Consider the following 16188-nt stretch of genomic DNA (forward strand, 5'->3'; position numbering starts at 1 on the left):
CTGTCCCGTCCCGTGTTATTTCAGCACCCAATCATTGATATTAAAGTCCTTCTTCGCCAGCTTCTCTTCCACGAGAAAGTTCTTGGTGCCTTCAATCAGTTTCAGTCCCTCATCTGTAAACGGCGTATCTTTAATTTGGCTGATCGGACTGATCTTTTTAATGACATCCGGCGTCGTACCCTGCGCATCTGCAGCAAATTGGTAGTACTCATCCTCATGCTGCTTCAGGTCATCCAGCGCTTTCAGACGAGCTTCATTCCATACTTTGGGGAAATCAGGGAATTTAGCGAGAAAAGCTTCGGACGCGACGGTGGCACCGGTTCCGATCAGATCAGGATGCTTGGTCGCATCATCCAGCAGTGGGTAACCTTCATTTATCTGCTTCAGCGCCTGTACGCCATTATTGGTCATAGCATCCACGTCTCCTCTGGCCAAAGCGGCGGATGCGTCAGGGATAAGCATATGAACCAGCTTGTAATCACTCACGCCTTCCTTTTTCAGCAGTCCCACCACATATCTATGCATGAAGGATCCTTTCTGGATAGCAATAGTCTTGCCCTGCAGATCTTTCACTGACGCTGCGCCGCCCTTCTTGGCAATCAAATATCCGATCGAATTTGTGGCCGGCTGTGCGATCAGGCGTGTTTTGGCTCCCGAAGCATATGCGATAATGGCAGGAGTGTCTCCGAGACTTCCAGCATCAAGCCGCCCGCTAACCAAGGATTCAGTCTGGTCGGGTCCGTTAGGGAATGCGGTCAGATTCACCTGGGTAATGCCGTGCTTCTTCAGCTCCTCCTGGATAATTCCTTTGTAGAACCCCCAGCCCTCGGCCCCGCTGGAAGGAACATTCAGCTTGTTAATCCCGATATAACCATAGTTGAAAACGGTCGGTTTCTCCGAATCAGCAGATGCCGCCTCATTTGCTCCTTTAGAAGAAGAGCAGCCCTGGACCAGCATGACGGCGAGCAGGCTGCTAACGATAAAGGCGGCCTTCCAGTAATTTTTTCGTTTTTTATTGGTTTTACTGTGAAAGATAGACATCGATGACTCCCCCTAATTGCATTAAAATTTATATTCCGGTGCGTCTTGCCAGCTGTATCATATATTCATGACTCGCTACCGGCTTGCGGCCTTTACCCCAGCCTACTTTGGCTCGGTAACCGCCCATGAAGCCCTGCTCTTCCAGTTCCTTCTCATTCACACCAATGACGGCCTCGGATTCCGGTGCCACATACAGGGCATCCACCGGGCAGTAGAGCTCACACATAAAGCAGGTCTGGCAGTCACTCTGTCTTGCGATAACAGGGATGCCGTCCTCCACCCGATCAAACACGTTGGTCGGGCAGACGGACACGCATTGATTGCATTCGATGCATTTATCAGCGCTGATAATCTCAATCAATGAACAACGACCTCCTTGTGAACCTGTTCCGGACGAACCCACAGCTGATCCAAACCGCCGGTAATGAGACGGTAGTGCTGGTTTTCATCTATTCCTTTATAATCGCTACGCTTGTGCATTCCTCTGCTCTCGGTCCGGGCAAGTGCGGAGGTATACATCCAGCGGGCCGTTGCCGTCATCGCAGCCGCTTCACGCGCCTTTACCCCGGCTGCAGTCTGCTCGACAGCCTGCCCCCGCTGGGACTGCCACAATTGATCCAGCCTGTTCAATGACTGGCTCATAACTTCACCGCTCCGGAACAGATTGCGGTCATACGGCTTCACTTCTTCCTGTACGGCTTGTACCCATTCCTCAGTACGGCTCGCATTGACACTGCCCTTGCCTTCCGCCACGATCGGGTTCGTTGATCGGCCTGTCAATTGACGAGAAGCTGCATGCACTCCCAACGCCTTGGCATAGTCTGCGGCCCCTTCTCCGGCAAAAGAGCCGGAAGACATTGCCCATGCCGCATTGTGGCTGCCTCCGCCAGTAAATCCGCCGCAGATCAGCTCACGGGTAGCGGCATCCCCGGCCGCATAAAGACCCGGAACTTTGGTCTCGCAGTTCTCGCTTGTGATCCGTATGCCGCCGGTGCCCCTTACAGTCCCCTCCAGCCGGAGAGTTACCGGGAATGGATCGGTGAATGGGTCAATGCCCCGGCGGTCAAACGGCAGGAAGAAGTTCGTCTGGCCGACACGGAGCAGCGGCTTCAAATGCTCGGGGGCCTGGTCCAGAATGGCATATACCTGCCTGCCCTCCATCAGATTACGTGCTATGACTGAGCGGCCGCGCTTGGATCCGGCGCCTTCCACAACCGTGCCGTCCTCATAATAGAAGCTGGCGTAACTGTAATAGGCGGTTTTGGTTACCGAAGAGAACGTCGGGCATATGGCATAGGCATTCGAGAACTCCATTCCCGACAGATTGGCCCCTGCCTCTGCTGCCATCAGATAGCCATCGCCAGTCAGAACGTTGCAGCCCAGTGCTTTGCTGAGGAACGCGCATCCCCCTGTAGCAATGACGACTGCCCCTGCTTCCACTACCCACGGGGTTCCTGTCTGGGTATGAACACCTGCAGCGCCGCCCACACCATGCTCATCGGCTAGCAGCTCCAATGCCGGACTATGATCGAGTATTTTGACACCAGCCTTCTTGACAACTCTGCGCATCAAGCGCATATACTCCGGACCTTGCAGACTTCGGCGGTGCTGGTTGCCGTATTCATCCAGCGGGAAGGGGTATCCCCAGGCTCCAAGCTGATTCATATTGACATAAGTCCGGTCGAGGACCCGGTTCATCCAGCGGTGTTCTGCCAGACGGCCGCCCATATCGTACCTGCTTGCCTTCGCTTCCTCCCGAAGCTGCTGATCCGGCTGCACATACCATACACCTGTGCCAGAAGGAGCTGTTGCTCCGCTTGAGCCGCAGTAGCCTTTATCAGCCAGCACCACTCTGGCCCCTTTGGCGGCTGCTGTTACGGCTGCCCATGTGCCTGCAGGTCCTCCTCCGATCACCAGTACGTCTGTAGTCAAATGCAAGGCACGATCCTGATTCGCCATTTCACAAGCCCCCTGATCTCATAATTTAAAGCATGTATACTTCATCCCTGGTAGCTGTCGCGCCAATGCAGCCATCTGCGCTCGAACAGTCTTACAAGGGAGTCAATAACCTTACCAACGACTGCAAATATCAGAATACCGACGAAAATAACCGGCGTATCCGAATTTTGCTTCGCTTCATTAATCAAAAATCCTACACCTGCTGTTGATCCTACCAGCTCCGCAACAACCAGACTGATCCAGGATACAGCGAGCGAAAGTCTGAGCCCCAGCAGTATGCTCGGCAGTGCTCCAGGAATCAGCAGCCGACTGAACCTTTGATAAGCGTTGAACTCCAGCACCCTGCCCACCTCAAACCACTTGCTGTCCACCTGACGAATGCCCATAAATGTATTGATATAGAGAGGAAAAAACGAACCCGTCAGAATGATTGCAATTTTCGATACCTCTCCAAAGCCAAACCATAGAATAATAAGCGGCGCAATGGCTAAATGGGGAACGAGACGTAATACTTGAATGCTGGGATCCAGCAAATACTCTGCCCGGCGAAACAACCCGGTGATACAGCCGAGCAGCAAGCCGAGGAACCCTCCTATGACAAATCCGGTTAATGCCCGCTCCAGACTGACACCAACATGATAGGCCAGCTGTCCAGATATCATCAGGTTTATGAAAGACTCCAAGATAATCCGAGGCGTTGGCAAAAATTCATCGGATACCCATCCCGCACTCCCGGCAAGCTGCCATAGAAGAATGACACCCACCGGAATGATGGAACCATAGCCCAAATCCCTCCACCAATCATGGATCTTCCTGTTCCTTGGAGCTAGCTCGGCTTCGTAATCGTACACTATAGGATCGGCTGTATCTGTTTCAGGGTCCCGGCTTTTCTGCGTAAAGGAGACAGTGGTGTCGCGTTCACTTGTTAACGTCGTCTTGGGGACCGGAATTTCTCTCTGCAAGCTCATTTCTCATCCTCCTATCCTCTGTACTGATCTTTCCATACCAGGAGCCGGCGTTCGATAAGACGAATGATATAATCTGTGGTAAGACCTGCAGCGGCGAAAATCAGAATACCTACAAAAACGACTGGCGTATCCGCAAACTGTCTGGCATCAGACATCATATAGCCGATCCCGGAAGTGGAAGCGATCAGCTCCGCAACGACCAGTCCCAGCCAGGATAATCCGATGGACAGCCGGGTACCGAGCAGAATGTTCGGCAGTGCCGCAGGGATAACCAGCTTGCGGATCTGCTTGCTGCGGCTGTAGCCCAGTACACGTGTTACTTCGAAGAACTTGTTATCGACATTGCGGATGCCAAGGTACGTATTGATATAGAGCGGGAAAAAGGCACCTTTTGCGATTAACAGAATCTTCGATTCTTCACCGATCCCAAACCAGAGAATGAACAGCGGTACAACCGCCAGGCTCGGTACCATACGAATCATTTGCAGGGTGGGGTCAAGCAGCTTTTCCATCCGTGAAAATAATCCAACGAGGATACCGAGCAGCAAACCGAGGCCGCCGCCTAAAGCGAATCCGGTCAGTGCGCGAATGGCACTGATCCTGAAGTTTGACCATAAGTCACCGGTCTGCGCCAACGTCACCAAAGCATCCGCAATCGTTAAAGGTGCTGGAAACAACAGCTCTGAGATATAACCCTGCTGCCCCAAAATCTGCCACAACACGAGTACACTGACTGGAACAATCAAGCCTAACCCCAGCAGACTCCATTTGCCTGGTCCTGCTCTTCGTGTCTGTACGGCTTCTCCTGAAGGTAAACTGCTCATATCTGCCACCCGCTTTCCTTTTCTATAAAACTTGACTAAATGCCGGCCCCATCCGTTAATTCCAGTTCATCCATGCTGTCCAGCAGCTTCAGCACCCGCAGCCGGAGCTCCTGAAATGAGGTTGTCGTCTTCTTGCGCGGATAAGGAAGATCCACCGGCACGATATGCTTGATCTCACCCGGACGCGGCTTCAGGATCACAACGCGGTTGGCCAGGAAGACAGCTTCATCAATATCATGGGTAACAAAAATCATGGTCGTCTTATTCGTCCGCCAAATGTCCAGCAGGACATCCTGCATATGAGCCCGCGTAAAGGCATCCAGTGCACCGAAGGGTTCATCCAGCAGAAGAACACGAGGGTTGCGCAGCAGGGCCCGGGCAATCGCTACCCGCTGCGCCATTCCCCCGGACAGCTCCTTAGGATAAGCCTTGGCGAACCCCTCAAGCTTCACCAGTTCAATAAGCTCATTCACTCTTCGTCTTACTTCGGGATCCCGCAGTGACAGATCGGCAGCTATGTTCTTCTCCACGGTCAGCCAAGGAAACAGCCGGTGCTCCTGGAAGATGAATCCTTTATCAATCCCCGGTCCTTCAATCTCCTGATCGCCAAGCCGGACATGGCCAGAATATTGCACGTCCAGTCCGGCTATAATCCGCAGCAGTGTACTTTTTCCGCAGCCGCTCGGTCCGATGACTGTAATAAACTCGCCTTCCTTAATCCGCAACTCAACTTGATGAAGAGCCTTGACACGGCCTTTTGCCGTATCAAATTGCTTGCTCAGTCCTGTAATATTCAATAACAGTTGTGCCATTTTCTGATTGCCCCCTTGGTGCAGGATGATTACACATTGAATTTTGTTATTTCCCATCTGTATACTAGGACTTATTGTTAAGGACTTTAGCACTCCTGACTCGCCCGAACAATAGGGTATAGGAAAGTTCAATAAGTCTATTGAGATTCTTTATTAAACTAATTCCTTACTGAAGGGTTGTACGGACGACAGCAAAAAGACTGCCGCATCTTTGCGACAGCCTTGGTCAGCTCTATTCTGTTCTTATACCTGAATCCACACCGCGTCTTCCTCAACTTTGACTGGGTAGGTTTTAACTTTACCCTCGTCCGGTGCCTGAACTTCTCCGGTAGACATATCAATTTTCCAGTCATAGAGCGGATCATAGATATAATGCCCGGATACAATGGCCTCTGCGAGCGGCCCGCCCTTCGGATGAGGACTGCGGTTCGCCATCGCGTAAAAATGATGATCCGAGGTGCGGAAGATCGCGATGTCTTCCCCTTCAACCTTTACCGCACGGCCAAGCAGCGTGAAGAACTGGTCCAGTCCGCCGATCCGCTGATAAACACCCGTCTGATTCATTACTCTCCCAACCTTTCTTATGACAGCTTTTTATGTGAACAGCTTGCTGCGGGTTTCTTCATCGTTCAGGACCTTGCTCCATGGCTCCTCAACCTGCTCCAATGCGAACTCGATCCGTTGTACCAATGCAAGACGCTCTGTCAGATTATCTACGACGGTCCGGCGGATATCCTCCAGTCCCAGACGCTCGACCCACTCCGACGTCCGTTCCAGATATTTACCAGTCTCCCGGTAGTACTGCATGATGGCTGCGCAGATCTCTACCAGCTCCGTATCTGTCTTCACTTTGCACAGGGAGTCCGCAATCCGCGGCTTGATCCCGCCGTTTCCTCCAACGAAAATTTCCCATCCCCCGTCGTTCCCTACGATTCCGATATCCTTCGTGCACGATTCAGCGCAATTCCGCGGACAGCCATTAACAGCCATTTTGAATTTGGCAGGGAAATCGAGACGTTCAAATTTGCGCTCCAGCAGAGCTCCCATACCCATGGAATCCTGGGTGCCAAAGCGGCAGAACTGTGCACCTACACAGGTTTTGACGGTACGAAGCGATTTGGCATAGGCATAGCCGGACGGCATATTCAGCTCCTCCCAAACCTGCGGAAGATCTGCCTTCTTGACACCAATCAGATCCAGGCGCTGTCCGCCGGTTACCTTGACCACCTTAACGTCATACTTCAGAGAGACATCCGCAATCCGCTTCAGCTCTTCCGGCGTTGTGACGCCGCCGTACATTCTTGGAACGACGGTATAGGTGCCGTCTTTCTGAATGTTGGCACTCATCCGCTCGTTGACGAAACGGGATTCCTTCTCATCCTGGTGTGTTTCCGGATAGATCATACCCAGATAATAGTTGATGGCTGGACGGCACTTCGAGCAGCCCTCAGGCTGGGACCAGCCCAATACGTTCATCACTTCCCGTGTGGTTTGCAGGCCTTTTGCCTTGATCTCCGCTACCACTTCATCCCGGCTCAGAGAGGTGCAGCCGCAAATTCCGGCTTTGGCCGTCTGTTCAAAGCCATCTCCCAGGACGTACTGCAGAATCTGCTCAACCATCGGTTTACAGCCCCCGCAAGAGCGGGTAGCACCTGTGCAGGCTTTGATTTGTTCTACGGTCGTCATTCCTTGATCTGTAATGGCGCTGACAATCGCCTGCTTGGTCACCCCATTACACCCGCAGACGATCTCATCGTCCGCCATAGAGGCCACCGATGCAGCTGCATTTTTATGGCCGGCACATCCGGTTCCCATGAGCGAGGCGTACAGATCTTCCGTCATTTCAGCCTGTTCGCGCACCAGCTTTTGAAGCGAAGCCGACTCCGTAACATCACCGAACAGTACAGCACCGACGAGCCGATTATCCTTCAACAGCAATTTCTTGTATGTTTTCTTCCAGTCATCCTTGCTGACAATCACCGAATGTTCGGCCTGCTCGATAAATTCACCGGCTGAGAATACATCAACTCCGGAAATTTTCAGCTTGGTGGATACCACAGAGCCTTCATACGGATTGACGGCGGTGCCGCTGAGATGCTTAGCCAGTACCGCCCCCTGCTCAAACAGCGGAGCCACCAGGCCATAGCATACACCACGATGCTCCGTACACTCTCCTACCGCATAAATGTCCGGCGCTGATGTGCGCAGATAATCATCAACCAGGATACCCCGGTTCGTATCAATGCCGCTTGCCTGAGCGACGTCTTTATTAGGTACAATACCGACAGCCATAACGACAAAGTCTGCTTCCAGCCGGCTTCCGTCTTTAAACACGAGGCCTGTCACCCGGGTATCTCCTATGAGTTCAACAGTCTGCTGTCCCATAGCAAAAGAGATTCCCTGGCTTTCCAGCTCATTCTTCAGCATAAGCGCAGCCTGATGATCGAGCTGGCGCTCCATCAGGTCCTCCATCAGATGGACAACGGTAACTTCCATACCGAGGTTAACCAGACCTTTAGCCGCCTCAAGTCCCAATAGACCGCCGCCGATCACTGCTGCTTTGCGATACATACGGGAAGCTTCAATCATCTGGTTACAGTCAGCGATGTCTCTGAATCCGACGACGCCTTCAAGCCCATGACCCGGTACAGGAAGGATGAATGGTTTCGAGCCGGTTGCGATGATGATTTTGTCATAAGGTACCGTAAGGCCATTCTCCGCGATCACCATCTTATTCGCTGTATCAATCCGGGTTACTGCAGTGCCGGTATGAAGAGTAATCTCGTTCTCTTTGTACCAGTCCCAGCTGTTCAGAACGATATCCTCTACAGTTTTGCTGCCTTCAAGCACATAAGACAACATGATCCGGTTATAGTTAGGGTGCGGCTCGCTGCCAAACACCGTTATATTAAAAGATCTGCCAAGTTTCAAAATTTGTTCCAACGTACCAATTCCAGCCATACCGTTACCGATGACGACCAGATTCTCCAGTTGTTTTGCCATGGATACGTCCCCCCGATTACAGGCTTTGTTAACATCACCTGTTAGCTAATGAGGTAAGTATATACGTTCAGCAGGACTAGGGGTTGTGACATTCCTCACAAAGACTTTATTTATTTAAGATTTGAAATGAAAGCTTATTTGTTTAATAAAACAAAACGACAAAAAAGCCCGCATCCATCCCAAGTTGCCGGCTTTTTTGCAGCATCAGGTTCCGCAATAGGTCCTGTATGGACCGCATACCGAAGGCACAGAACGATAATCAAGCTGTTCCGGCAAATGGGCATACGGCTGCGACAGTACGTTCAGCAGTTTCTTCAGCACCGAATAATCGCCTTTGTCTACGGCCGATTGAAGCGCTTCTTCCACACGGTGATTGCGGGGAATGACGGCGGGATTGTGCTGTTTCATCCATTCCCTGGACTGCTCGCGGTCTGCGGTCTCCCGCTCCAGTCTCATCTCCCAACGTTCTCTCCATTGCTGGAATTCCACAGACTGGACCAAGGCAGCATCAGGATCCAGCGTATCAAAAGTCAAATCCAGAAATGTATTGGTATAATCGGCCTCGTGACGCTGCATAAGGGTCAGCAGATCATAAATCAGGGGCAGATCCTCTTCTTCTTCCTCCCGCATACCCAGCTTCGCTCTCATACCTGCATGCCAATACTGATGGAATTTCTCGGCAAAACCAGCGATTACATCCTCGGCGAGTGATACCGCTTCGTCCTCGTTCTCGTGAATTAACGGGAGCAGGGATTCAGCCAATCTGGACAAATTCCATGCAGCGATCTGGGGCTGGCTGCCATAAGCATAACGTCCTTCTGCATCGATCGAGCTGAAAACCGTACCAGGATGATAGATGTCCATAAATGCACAAGGCCCATAATCGATGGTCTCTCCGCTGATCGTCGTATTATCCGTGTTCATTACCCCGTGAATAAATCCGACGAGCTGCCATTGTGCCAGCAGCTTGGCCTGACGATCGCAGACTTCCTGAAGGAATTTCAGATAGCGCTCCGTGTTTCCCAGAAGCTGCGGATCATGGCGCTCAATAGCATAATCGGCAAGCGCCTGCAGATCCTCCTGGCCGCCAAAATGGGCTGCATACTGGAATGTTCCCACCCGAAGATGACTGGCCGCCGTGCGGGTCAGTATGGCGCCGGGCAGAGAGGTCTCACGCATAATGGATTCTCCGGTGGAGACGACAGCCAGACTGCGGGTGGTAGGGATCCCAAGCGCGTGCATAGCCTCACTTATAATGTATTCTCTAAGCATAGGGCCAAGAGCGGCACGGCCGTCTCCCCCGCGGGAATAAGGCGTTCTGCCGGAACCTTTTAACTGAATGTCAATCCGGTCACCCGCTGGCGTAATCTGTTCACCGATCAATACGGCACGGCCGTCACCGAGCCGGTTAAAATACGCAAACTGATGTCCCGCATACGCCTGGGCGAGCGGCCGGCTCCCTTCCGGGAAGGTGTTCCCTGCTAAGATTGAGACACTCTTTGGCTGTCTAAGAGCCTCTGGATTTAACCCCATCTTTTCCGCCACAATCTCATTAAGAAGAACCAGTCTCGGCTCACGGACCGGATTCGGCTTCATATCAGTATAGAACAACTCGGGGAGTTCCCCGTAGGTCGCTTCCAGATTCCATCCTGCTTGCTCGGGATGGTCTGCTTCATTATGATGTGTTGAGCTGTTATTGTTCATGACGGCTCCTTTCCTGTAACAGGTGTTTTTGTATTCTTCTCTTTCATTGCTTCAGATTATTATACCCCTTTCTCCGGTTCATGCCTTGATAAAAATGGAGTATAACCTGCTGAATGACCGGGACGGGCCCAAACCATACTTATAGATGTGCACTTGTCCCCTAATTCCCGTAACGAGGAGGGTTAATGATGAACAAGAAGAAGAGTCTCAATCAAAAAATGCAGTCCATGGCTGATAAATCCGGCAATATGGAAGGCGGCAAGGAACATCCGACAACCAATACCAATATGGGCAAATTCCACATTCCGAACCGTCCATCCGTGTAATTGATACGTTGTCCTCAGCCACCCTTGAAGCCCGTCCGGGCCGGGGTGGTTTTTAACAGGGACACCCGCCCTTTTTGAGGCTGCATGCTGCGGAACCAAGCACACCCTGCCGCCGGATTTCGTACCTTATGACATATGCCTTACAGACAGAGGCGAGTTCCTTGAATGAGGTGGCGGTTATGGGAGTCAAGAACAGTAAGGAATATATTGAGCGGATCAACCGGCAGCGTATGAAGATCTGGTATCAGGGAAAACAGGTGCATGGCCTTCTCTCTGAGCATCCTGCCTTCAGTGGACTGCTCCATACCCAGTCAGAGATGTATGATCTGCAGCACCTCCCCGAAACATCAGAACAGATGACTTATCAGGAATCCTTGAGTGGAGATAACTTTGGGTTGTCATTCCTGGCGCCCAGACACAGGAACGATTTGGTGCGGAGAAGAAAAATGATGGAGCTGTGGGCGTCTCATCATCACGGATTCCTCGGCAGATCACCGGATTATATGAATACAACATTGATGTCCCTTTATACTGCTGCCGATATGCTCGCCGAATATGATAAAGGGCATGCGGACAATTTGCGAAGCTATTATGAATACTGCCGCTCCAATGATATTACTCTTTCCCACGCGTTTATTCAGCCGTTGGCCAGCCGCTGGTCAGAGCAGGTAGATGATGTCACCGATTCCATAGCAGCCAAAGTAATAGATATTCAGGCGGATGGCATCGTAGTCAGCGGAGCTTTCATGATGGCAACCCAGGCCGCAACCTGTGATGAAATGCTCGTTTTCCCTTCCCCCTTACCCTCTTTGCTGGAAAATGATAATCCTTATGCTTTTGCTTTTGCGGTACCTAATGATCTGGAAGGCATTACGTTTATCTGCCGTGACAGCTGCGCCGGTATCTCTTCCTTTGATTACCCGCTCAGCAGCCGTTACGAAGAAATGGATGCTATGGTCATCTTCGACCACGTTTTTGTTCCTAAAGACCGGATATTCTATTTAGGCAAAGAAGAGATCGGCTATAGGCTGTTCAGCGAAGGACAGTTTCATACGCATACCGGACATCAGGTCGTTACACGCTACATCGCCAAAACCGAATTTTTCCTCGGTCTGATCGCCCGCCTGGCCGATGAACAGAATGCAGGTCTGGAACCTATAAACATGGATCGGGTAGCACGCCTGCTGACCATACTGGAGAACCTGAAAGCGCTGAGACTAAGTGCAGAGATCCTCGCAGAACCGGACCATTACGGTTACTATGTCCCAGCCAAAAGGCCTCTGATTGCTGCGACCCTTCAGTTTCCAGCCTTTCATCAGGAGATGCTCGGTATGCTTCAGGAGCTGAGCTCCAGCAATTTAATTATGAATCCTTCAGCATCTGATTTGAATTCAGATGCTGGCAGCTATATTCATACCTACCTTAAAGGTGCCGGTACAACGGCGAGAGACCGGATTGCGCTCTTCCGTCTGGCCTGGGAGCTTGGCGCCGGCCCCTTCGGCGGGAGACAGAGCCAATTCGAGAAATTCTTCTTTGGTAATACGAGAACCATCTCTTCCCGGATGTTTAACAGTATTCAACTAAGCAGTTATAAAAAAATGATAGAAGATTTCCTCCATATTACTTCCTGATTCAAATACAGAAAATCCATATGGCCTTTAACTTTTTTTGAGATAAGGTCATATGGATTTTTAATGTATGTAACGGCTGTCCACTTCAAGTAAACTGTTTTTTTCACTTTTTAATAAATGTTCAGCTCATCACCCGTACATATACGAATGGATTTTACGTCAGATAACAACAAGCCGATATAATTATTTATAACAATATATATTTCTGATAAAATGCCAAGGTACATATGAAAATCGCGAGAAACTTCATGTGAAAACAAGAACAAAACTTAATCTTTTATATCCTCGACCACCTAAGGTGAATAACTAACTTAAAGTTACCTGATTGAAACGAAATTTCGTATTTAGAAAGAAGGCCGTACCTAATGAACACAATTATTCCTGAACGTGAAGGAACCATGACGACACCCCTGAAAGGTAAGGACATTCTGTCCAATCCCATTCTTAATAAGGGGGTCGCTTTTACCGTTGAGGAGCGCAAAGAGCTGAATCTGAACGGAATCCTCCCTCCCATGGTGTTAAGCATTGAAGAACAAGCCCGCAGAGCTTACCTGGAAATCACCAAGGAACCGAGCAATTTGCGTAAAAACATTATGCTCAACGATCTGTACAACCGCAACGTAGTCCTGTACTACCGCGTGCTGACAGATCATCTTAGCGAGCTGCTCCCGATTTTCTATACACCAACGGTAGGACAAGCTATTCAGGAGTACAGCCATCACTATCATAAACCGGGCGGTATCTACCTCTCTATTGATCATATTGAAGGCATTGAAGAGGCTTTCCTAAACAGCGGTGTCGGTCCTGGCGATATCGATCTGATTGTCGCGACGGATTCCGAGAGCATTCTCGGGATTGGTGACTGGGGCGTCGGCGGCATCAACATTGCCATTGGTAAACTGGCGGTCTACACCGCCGCTGCAGGTATCGATCCCAGCCGTGTACTGCCGGTCATCCTGGATGCCGGTACGAATAACCGGAAGCTGCTTGAAGATCCCTTCTATATCGGTACCCGGCATGAGCGTGTCCGCGGTGAGCAGTATGATCGCTTCATCGATGCTTATGTCACAACGGCTCAGAAGCTTTTCCCTAACGTTCTGCTGCATTGGGAAGACTTTGGCAATGTGAACGCCAGAAATATTATCAATAAGTACGGTAATCAAGCACTGACTTTCAATGACGATATCCAAGGTACCGGCGCGGTTACACTGGCAGCCATCATGTCAGGTGTCAAAGTCAGCGGCATGCCCCTTCGTGACCATCGGGTTCTCGTATTTGGTCCCGGGGCTGCAGGTATCGGTAATGCAGATCAGATTAAGGATGCCATGATGAATGAAGGCCTGTCCGAGCAGGAAGCAGAAAGTCGTTACTGGGCTTACGACTATCGTGGCCTGCTCACCGAGACGACAGAAGGTGTTCTGGACTTCCAGAAGCCTTATGTTCGCAGTGAGGCAGAGATCCAACATTGGGATAAAGATGAGGAAAGCAATGTGAGCCTGCTGGAAGTGATCAGACAGGTGAGACCAACGATAATGATCGGAACGTCCGGGGTTTCCGGCGCTTTCAGCGAAGAGATTGTCCGCGAGATGGCCAAATACGTTGACCGTCCGATTATTATGCCGATGTCCAACCCTACCGTACTGGCAGAGGCTCTTCCGGCAGACCTTCTTCACTGGACGGACGGAAAAGCACTGATTGCAACTGGAAGTCCGTTCGAGCCTGTTGAATACAACGGAGTCACTTACGAAATCGGACAGTCCAACAATGCGTTTGTCTTCCCGGGCCTGGGTCTGGGTGCAATCGTAGTTAAAGCCAGCGTCTTTACCAAAGGCATGTTCACGGCAGCAGCCAACGCAGTTGCCGATGCTGTGGATTCTTCCCAGCCGGGTTCACCGCTTCTCCCGCGTGTTCGAGATCTGCGGTCTGTTTCCCTCAGCGTCGCGGTTGCCGTGGCTCAAGCTGCAATTGCAGACGGTGCTGCCAACGAGACGCCGGCCGATGTGGAACAGGCTGTAAGGGACGCTATGTGGCATCCGGTATATAAAACGTTGAGAGCAATGTCATAAGTACCCGCTCTCTTACTCTCTAATGGATTTGAATCATAAGTAAGGTAAGGCTGCCCGGCTGATGATCAGCCCGGTTTCCTTCCCTTCCCTATGAGGCTCATTCACTGGATTAGATCGGGGATATCACCTCAGGTGCCGCCCTGTTCGCTATCGGTGTAACCATCGGACTTAATCAAATTAACTTCAGCAAACAAACTATTAGCATCGCTATATTAAAGGTTGTCGCCATGCCTGCGTTAACGTATGTATTTGCAATCGTGATGGGGCTTTCCACTAAAGATACGACGATCCACAGTTTGTAACACATTTTCTCACCCTTAACAGTAAAGCCGACAAGCCAAATCCGTAACTGAACGGACTTGGTTTGCCGGCTTTTGTAATGCTGCTATAGACAGACTGCAGCCAAACCAGCAGAAGTATACAGCTGATGAGCAATACCGCCTCAAGCAGCGAATCTGCTTCACTAAGGCTTTCCCCCCTGCATATAGAATCGCTTCGGCAACCGCTTCAGGAGGATAGATCATTCCCTCGTGCGCAGGCTTTTTTGCAAGATTACCAGCCCCGCAGATGACGAAGGTTTACAATATGTGCCGTATGATGGCGGGAATGCCAGGAGTACATCCGCAGCGCTTCTGCTAATGACATAGTTTGCCCGGAGCCAGGATGATAGAAGGTCTTCTGCCAATCTTCGGCATTCAGTGAATTCAGCAGGATGAACCATCTTGCGTGCAGACCTTCAAGGATATGTAAAGATAATTCTATTGGTGCTTCGATGGTATCCGGCTGTTCGGCCCATAAATGCTCCTCATAGGGCTTGATCGTAGGATTAGCCTCCGTCAGGGCTAGCTTGAAACGGGTAAAGCTGTTCATATGACTGTCCGCCAGGTGATGGACGACCTGCCTGATCGTCCACCCTTCCGGCCGGTAAGGTGTATCCAACTGTTCTGCAGACAGCCCGCTGACCGCTTCAGTAAGCTTTTGCGGCAGATCTCGGATATCCTGCTTCCACACTGCCATATTTTCCTCTTGGATCGTTTCGGTTGAGGGCTGCCCGATCGGGTAACTTAAATTTGTTGTCATTACCAATTCTCCTCTCTGTTTCACTCCTATTTCCTTATAGTTTATTTTGCTTCAGGCGAAAAATGATCTGACTGATTCAGTAACAGCATACGCCTTTCCTTTGGTTTTTCCAAGATGGCGGCCGATACAATAACATCTATTTTGGCTTAAGGCACTTTCCTGCTTCATAGATTCGCGAATGAATGGATTCATGAATCCATGCTGAGTGGCAGTTGAATCAGATCAGTCCTCCTGATCAGATTGGATTTCGACCACCTTACTTCAGGCTCAGTCTATAAAATTTCTTGTCCACCTCCATCACCGGAAAATGGACAGGCAGCTGTTCTTTCGTAATCTCTACGAAATGATTCTTCTCATAAAAACGGTGTGCAGCCGTAAACTGCGGCGTCGTGCCCAAGAGAATCGCAGACAGATCATGCTCCCTGGCCCACAGGATGGCCTGGTTAAGCAGCTGCGTGGAAGCTCCCCATGATCCGCCCCGATACGCCTTGCTAACGAACATTTTACGCAGCGCAGCCTGCTGCTCCTGAATATCCAGCAATCCAACGGTTCCAATCACTTGATCATCATACAGGGCTACCCAGAAATTGCCGGACCCTGTCCGATAGAAACTCTCGATCTTCATCAAATCAGGCTGATCTTCCTGCGTAATCGAAATCTGATATTCCTTCTGCTGGATGTCAAGAATCAGATCCAGCACTTCATCCTGATCGCTGCTATCATATTCTTTGATTATGATAGTATGATTCACCTTCGCCCTCTCCTCCGAACTGT

General features: G+C 50.6%; 15 protein-coding genes. 4 read left to right on the top strand and 11 right to left on the bottom strand.

Translation table 11 applies throughout. The annotated features are described in order from the left end of the window. Positions 1–15: 15 nt before the first annotated feature. From Q5741_RS16450 to Q5741_RS16490, 9 genes are all read right to left on the bottom strand, one after another. Positions 16–1041 (bottom strand): ABC transporter substrate-binding protein, encoded by a 1026-nt coding sequence (locus tag Q5741_RS16450; RefSeq protein ID WP_305025211.1) that lies wholly within the window; start codon positions 1039–1041, stop codon positions 16–18. Between the two features lie 28 nt (positions 1042–1069). Continuing rightward, a complete protein-coding gene (locus Q5741_RS16455; protein WP_305025212.1) occupies positions 1070–1402 on the bottom strand; it encodes a 4Fe-4S dicluster domain-containing protein in 333 nt (110 codons plus the stop codon). Then, positions 1399–3000, bottom strand: coding sequence for an FAD-dependent oxidoreductase (locus Q5741_RS16460; RefSeq protein ID WP_305025213.1), 1602 nt, complete (start codon positions 2998–3000; stop codon positions 1399–1401). The genes Q5741_RS16455 and Q5741_RS16460 overlap by 4 nt, the downstream gene beginning before the upstream one ends. Positions 3001–3041: 41 nt before the next feature. Further along, positions 3042–3968 carry an ABC transporter permease gene (locus tag Q5741_RS16465; protein ID WP_305025214.1) on the bottom strand — a complete coding sequence of 309 codons (927 nt, stop codon included), beginning with the start codon at positions 3966–3968 and terminating at the stop codon, positions 3042–3044. An 11-nt stretch (positions 3969–3979) separates the two neighbouring features. Continuing rightward, entirely contained in the window at positions 3980–4792 is an 813-nt protein-coding gene (locus Q5741_RS16470; protein WP_305025215.1) for an ABC transporter permease, read from the bottom strand. Positions 4793–4827: 35 nt separating this feature from the next. Continuing rightward, positions 4828–5604, bottom strand: coding sequence for an ABC transporter ATP-binding protein (locus tag Q5741_RS16475; protein WP_305025216.1), 777 nt, complete (start codon positions 5602–5604; stop codon positions 4828–4830). Positions 5605–5847: 243 nt separating this feature from the next. Further along, the gene (nirD, locus tag Q5741_RS16480) at positions 5848–6168 is read right to left on the bottom strand and encodes a nitrite reductase small subunit NirD (protein WP_305025217.1); all 321 of its coding nucleotides are present in this window, start codon (positions 6166–6168) and stop codon (positions 5848–5850) included. 30 nt (positions 6169–6198) lie between these two features. Next, positions 6199–8607 carry a nitrite reductase large subunit NirB gene (nirB, locus tag Q5741_RS16485; protein WP_305025218.1) on the bottom strand — a complete coding sequence of 803 codons (2409 nt, stop codon included), beginning with the start codon at positions 8605–8607 and terminating at the stop codon, positions 6199–6201. 204 nt (positions 8608–8811) lie between these two features. Next, a complete protein-coding gene (locus Q5741_RS16490) occupies positions 8812–10311 on the bottom strand; it encodes a protein adenylyltransferase SelO (protein ID WP_305025219.1) in 1500 nt (499 codons plus the stop codon). A 188-nt stretch (positions 10312–10499) separates the two neighbouring features. On the opposite strand from Q5741_RS16490, the gene Q5741_RS16495 reads away from it, so the two are divergent. From Q5741_RS16495 to Q5741_RS21700, 4 genes are all read left to right on the top strand, one after another. Next, entirely contained in the window at positions 10500–10637 is a 138-nt protein-coding gene (locus Q5741_RS16495) for a hypothetical protein (RefSeq protein ID WP_305025220.1), read from the top strand. Positions 10638–10765: 128 nt separating this feature from the next. Further along, complete coding sequence (locus tag Q5741_RS16500; protein WP_305025221.1) at positions 10766–12268, top strand: 4-hydroxyphenylacetate 3-hydroxylase family protein; 1503 nt, start codon at positions 10766–10768, stop codon at positions 12266–12268. 365 nt (positions 12269–12633) lie between these two features. Beyond that, complete coding sequence (locus Q5741_RS16505) at positions 12634–14334, top strand: NAD-dependent malic enzyme (RefSeq protein WP_305025222.1); 1701 nt, start codon at positions 12634–12636, stop codon at positions 14332–14334. 122 nt (positions 14335–14456) lie between these two features. Beyond that, positions 14457–14636, top strand: a complete 180-nt coding sequence (locus Q5741_RS21700) for a hypothetical protein (protein ID WP_407074373.1) — start codon at positions 14457–14459, stop codon at positions 14634–14636. A gap of 250 nt (positions 14637–14886) precedes the next feature. Here the strand turns inward: Q5741_RS21700 and Q5741_RS16510 are convergent, their stop codons facing one another. Together Q5741_RS16510 and Q5741_RS16515 are read right to left on the bottom strand one after the other, a co-directional pair. After that, on the bottom strand, positions 14887–15414 hold the full coding sequence (locus Q5741_RS16510) for a YfiT family bacillithiol transferase (protein WP_305025223.1): 528 nt from the start codon (positions 15412–15414) through the stop codon (positions 14887–14889). Positions 15415–15670: 256 nt separating this feature from the next. Next, complete coding sequence (locus Q5741_RS16515) at positions 15671–16165, bottom strand: GNAT family N-acetyltransferase (RefSeq protein ID WP_305025224.1); 495 nt, start codon at positions 16163–16165, stop codon at positions 15671–15673. Between the last annotated feature and the right edge of the window lie 23 nt (positions 16166–16188).

Source organism: Paenibacillus lacisoli (assembly GCF_030580655.1).
Lineage (GTDB): Bacteria > Bacillota > Bacilli > Paenibacillales > Paenibacillaceae > Paenibacillus > Paenibacillus lacisoli.

Coding starts and splice junctions, on each gene's coding strand:
- Q5741_RS16450 (WP_305025211.1), bottom strand. CDS start 1,041: ATGTCTATCTTTCACAGTAAAACCAATAAAAAACGAAAAAATTACTGG.
- Q5741_RS16460 (WP_305025213.1), bottom strand. CDS start 3,000: ATGGCGAATCAGGATCGTGCCTTGCATTTGACTACAGACGTACTGGTG.
- Q5741_RS16465 (WP_305025214.1), bottom strand. CDS start 3,968: ATGAGCTTGCAGAGAGAAATTCCGGTCCCCAAGACGACGTTAACAAGT.
- Q5741_RS16470 (WP_305025215.1), bottom strand. CDS start 4,792: ATGAGCAGTTTACCTTCAGGAGAAGCCGTACAGACACGAAGAGCAGGA.
- Q5741_RS16475 (WP_305025216.1), bottom strand. CDS start 5,604: ATGGCACAACTGTTATTGAATATTACAGGACTGAGCAAGCAATTTGAT.
- nirD (WP_305025217.1), bottom strand. CDS start 6,168: ATGAATCAGACGGGTGTTTATCAGCGGATCGGCGGACTGGACCAGTTC.
- nirB (WP_305025218.1), bottom strand. CDS start 8,607: ATGGCAAAACAACTGGAGAATCTGGTCGTCATCGGTAACGGTATGGCT.
- Q5741_RS16490 (WP_305025219.1), bottom strand. CDS start 10,311: ATGAACAATAACAGCTCAACACATCATAATGAAGCAGACCATCCCGAG.
- Q5741_RS16495 (WP_305025220.1), top strand. CDS start 10,500: ATGAACAAGAAGAAGAGTCTCAATCAAAAAATGCAGTCCATGGCTGAT.
- Q5741_RS16500 (WP_305025221.1), top strand. CDS start 10,766: ATGACATATGCCTTACAGACAGAGGCGAGTTCCTTGAATGAGGTGGCG.
- Q5741_RS16505 (WP_305025222.1), top strand. CDS start 12,634: ATGAACACAATTATTCCTGAACGTGAAGGAACCATGACGACACCCCTG.
- Q5741_RS16510 (WP_305025223.1), bottom strand. CDS start 15,414: ATGACAACAAATTTAAGTTACCCGATCGGGCAGCCCTCAACCGAAACG.